The sequence below is a fragment of the Micromonospora sp. AMSO12t genome, from assembly GCF_008806585.1.
In the GTDB taxonomy this organism is placed as follows: Bacteria; Actinomycetota; Actinomycetes; order Mycobacteriales; family Micromonosporaceae; genus Micromonospora; species Micromonospora reichwaldensis.
This window is the reverse complement of the sequence record NZ_WAAS01000528.1, coordinates 1-1,048: the sequence shown is the minus strand read 5'-3', so window position 1 is coordinate 1,048 and position 1,048 is coordinate 1. Positions and strand designations below refer to the sequence as shown.

Here is a 1,048-nt window from a genome sequence, read left to right as displayed (position 1 = left end):
GGTTATCCACAGGGGGTTTCGTCGGTCTTCGGCTGGCGGGACAGTCGTTCGGTGTGGAGACGAGTCCGCTGGCGGTCGTACGGTTGATGGCTGGTGCGCGCGACGGCATCGTGACGTTGGCGCAGGCGCGTGCGGCCGGGCTCTCGGTGCACGAGGTACATCGGCTCTGTCGATCCGGTCGCTGGCGTGCGGTGATCCGTGGTGGCTACCTCGTCGATGCCGACCGCTATGACGGCATCCCGCGACGGGCGCGGATCAGGGCGGCTGTCGCATCCTTCGGTACGCGTGCCGCCGCCGTCCTGACAACGGCCGCCGAGCTGCACGGCATCGCGGGCCCCCGGGCGACTGAGGTGATCCACCTGTCGATGCCTGGTCCGGTCGCGAAGCCCGCCCGACTGGCCAGTCCCGACGTGGTGGTGCACCAGTTGACGGTCGCGCCGGGGCAACTGGTCCGGGTCGACGGCATCCCCGTCACCTCACCGTTGCGGACCGTCGCCGACCTGGTCCTCCGGGAAGACCGCTACGCGGCGGTCTGCGTGCTGGACTCCGCGCTGAACCGTGGGCTCGTCACCGACGATGATCTGCTCGCCGTACCGCGGATGATCAGACGCCGGCGCGGCGCGGTGGCGGCGCGCTCCCGCCTGGCGGAGGCGGACGGTCGGGCGCAGTCCCCGCTGGAGACCCGGACGAGGTTGCGTTGCGTCGACGGCCGGGTGTCACCGGACGCCCTCCAGCTCGAGGTGCGCGACGACGACGGGTACCTGCTCGGGATCGGGGATCTCGGGTGGCGGGGCCCGAGGGTGATCGCCGAAGCCGACGGACGGGGCCCGCACGGCACCCCCGAGGCCGTCCACGCCGACCGCCGCCGGCAGAACCGTCTGGTCAACGCCGGCTGGACGGTGCTGCGCTTCACCTGGGCCGACACCCTGGACCCCGCCTACATCCCCCACACCGTCCGCCAGGCCATCGCCGCCGCCCGGCTCCGTTGATCATGAAGTTGTTGCCGTCCGCGTCGGCGTGTCGCGACAACAACTTCATGATCAACGGG

General features: G+C 71.4%; 1 protein-coding gene. It reads left to right on the top strand.

All coding sequences use genetic code 11. The features are described from left to right. Positions 1-989, top strand: a 989-nt coding sequence (locus F6X68_RS32785; RefSeq protein WP_370519028.1) for a type IV toxin-antitoxin system AbiEi family antitoxin domain-containing protein, incomplete at its 5' end; no start/stop codon positions are given. Positions 990-1,048: the final 59 nt, after the last annotated feature.